At 58.9% G+C, this 2,394-nt stretch carries 3 protein-coding genes and 1 pseudogene; 1 reads left to right on the top strand and 3 read right to left on the bottom strand.

The window, feature by feature from the left end:
• Nucleotides 1–217 (top strand): annotated as a pseudogene (locus WCA53_RS25710) (hypothetical protein); the annotation flags it as partial.
• A gap of 53 nt (nucleotides 218–270) precedes the next feature.
• Here the strand turns inward: WCA53_RS25710 and WCA53_RS25715 are convergent.
• From WCA53_RS25715 to WCA53_RS25725, 3 genes are all read right to left on the bottom strand, one after another.
• The gene (locus WCA53_RS25715; protein WP_423917057.1) at nucleotides 271–1,269 is read right to left on the bottom strand and encodes a site-specific integrase; all 999 of its coding nucleotides are present in this window, start codon (nucleotides 1,267–1,269) and stop codon (nucleotides 271–273) included.
• Nucleotides 1,266–2,210, bottom strand: coding sequence for a tyrosine-type recombinase/integrase (locus tag WCA53_RS25720; protein ID WP_423917059.1), 945 nt, complete (start codon nucleotides 2,208–2,210; stop codon nucleotides 1,266–1,268). Before WCA53_RS25720 ends, WCA53_RS25715 begins: the two co-directional genes overlap by 4 nt.
• On the bottom strand, nucleotides 2,207–2,394 hold a 188-nt coding region (locus WCA53_RS25725; protein ID WP_423917062.1), incomplete at its 5' end, for a tyrosine-type recombinase/integrase. The genes WCA53_RS25720 and WCA53_RS25725, both read right to left, overlap by 4 nt.

Genomic DNA, 2,394 nt, shown 5'->3' on the forward strand with positions numbered 1-2,394 from the left:
CAGGACCGCCGGACTGTCGCAGTCGGACTTTCTGTTCCCGAGCCGGATTCACGGGTCGCCGCACCTTTCGACGCGGCAATACGCTCGCCTCGTGCATCGCTGGATCGCATCAATTGGTCTCGACGACACGGCGTACGGAACCCATACCATGCGTCGCTATGTGGCCTTCGTGGCTATGTCGGGTAATTTGAATAAGCTCGCCTCATCGCTTGAGTAGTGGGCTGCGCAGTAATGAACTGCTGCCGATCACCCGACATAGTTTCCTCAACCCTACAAACGATTCAGGAAGTCGAGAAGCTGGTCTGCAGGTCTGTAGCGTCCCGGCTTGCCGCAGAGCGGAGATGTCTTCTCGAGCGCCTGTTCCTTCATTGCAAGTGTCGCTTCGAGATAGATCTGAGTGGTTTCCACCGACTCATGTCCGAGCCACAATGCGATCACGGAGCGACGAACGCCCGCTTGCAGAAGGTCCATGGCCATTGTGTGCCTCAAGCAGTGGACGGTGACCCGCTTCTGCTGCAACGAGGGGCAGACTCTGGATGCGACCTTGCGATGCTTGTTTAGCATGTACTGCACTCCGTGGACGCTGAGACGTTCGCCCCTGGCACTGGGGAACAACACGTCGCCGTCACCGCGTTGCGGCTCGCGCAACCAGGCCTTCAGCACGGCAAGAGTAGGTCTGGCGATGGGCGTGCAACGCTCCTTTCGACCTTTCCCGGTTACCCGCACGTGAGCGCCTGCTGCAAGAACGAGGTCCTCACGCTTGAGCCCGGTCATCTCGGAGAGGCGTAGGCCGGTCTGGACGGCCACCAGCATGAAGGCGTGATCACGTCGACCGGACCAGATCCGCTGGTCGGGCGCGGCAAGCAATGCATCGACTTCTGGGCGCGTCAGGAAGTTGACGAGCGTGCGGGTGAAGCGCTTACTGGGAATCGCTAGCACACGCTGGATCTGGGCCGATTGCGCTGGTGCCTCGAACGCGGCATATCGAAAGAATGAGTGGATTGCAGTGAGCCGCAGATTGCGGCTACGAATGCTGATGCCATGATGCTTCTCCAGATCGTCCAGAAAAGCAGCGACCAACGGAGCGTCAATTTCCTCGAAATTCAGACGTGATGGCGACTTGTGCAGGTGTCCCTGAGCGAACTTCAGAAACTGACGGAAGGTGTCGCGATAAGAACTGATAGTGTGAGGACTCGCCTGACGCTGCTGCATCAGGCGCTGGGTGAAGAAATGCTCCAGTAGCGGAGCAAGGCTGGCGGAAGTGTTCATGAGCGGTTCTCCCAATGCTGTTCGAGCCGGCGCATTGCTTCTCGCATGAGCTCCGGTGAGGCATTCAGATACCACTGGGTATCGGCGATATGGGCATGTCCGAGGTAGGCCGACAGGATGGGCATGCGCTGCTCGGGGTCCTTTCCGGACTGGTACCAGCGAACGAGGGTTCTCGTCGCGAAAACGTGTCTCATGTCGTGCAAGCGTGGCCCATGACTGTCGGTGTCGCCGCGCAGCCCAATCTGGCGGGACAGCCGATAGAAAGTCCGATGGATCTCACCGTTGTCGAGCCGATTGCCCCGATTGGAAACTAGCAAATGGGCTGAAACCGGCCGCCCCGCCCAACGAAATTCGCGCCGCGCGATATAGTCGGCAAGCACCTTGCATGTCGATCCATGTAAAGGCACGAGTCTCGACTTGCCGAACTTGGTGCCCCGAATCGTCAATACTCCGGCCGTCAAATCGATGTCCTGCAATTTAAGGTTGCGGGCTTCGCCCAGACGCATGCCGGATACACTCAACAACCCGAACAGGCAATAGTAGGTCCACGGTCTCAGTGCACCTCGTTCACCGCGAAATGGCAATTGGAGTGCAGCGTGTAACAGCCTGCGAATCTCGTCGTCCGAATACAGGTACGGCCGTGTACGCTTAAATTTGAATGGCAGCAAGCCCTCGGCTGGGACCTCGGTGCGCGGATCGGTGGCACTGCGATAACGTGCAAATCCACGCACGAAACTCAATCGTTGCGCCCAGCTTGCCGGCTGCAGGTTTGAGTGCTGCTGGGCCCATTCGAGGGCCAGCGACTGGGTGATATAGAGCGCGTGGCGCCGCTCCATGAAGGTGACAAAGTCGTGTAGCCTTCTGTCAGCCTCGATCAGCTTGAAGCCCAAGGCTCGTCTCAGGCTAAGGTATTCGTGAACGGCTTGCCGGAGCGTATTCATCGCACACCTCCCGGCCAGCGTACCGCCAACGTACGCAGCGCCTTGATGTCAACCTTCGCGTAGATCGTCGTGGTCTGTGGGTGACGGTGTCCCAAGAGATCGGCTATTTCGTCGAGCGATGCGCCACGGCTAAGCATATCGGTGGCCAAACCATGGCGAAACTGGTGCGCCCCCAGCGTGGGCG

It is taken from the genome of Caballeronia sp. (genome assembly GCF_049581465.1).
Taxonomy (GTDB): Bacteria; Pseudomonadota; Gammaproteobacteria; order Burkholderiales; family Burkholderiaceae; genus Caballeronia.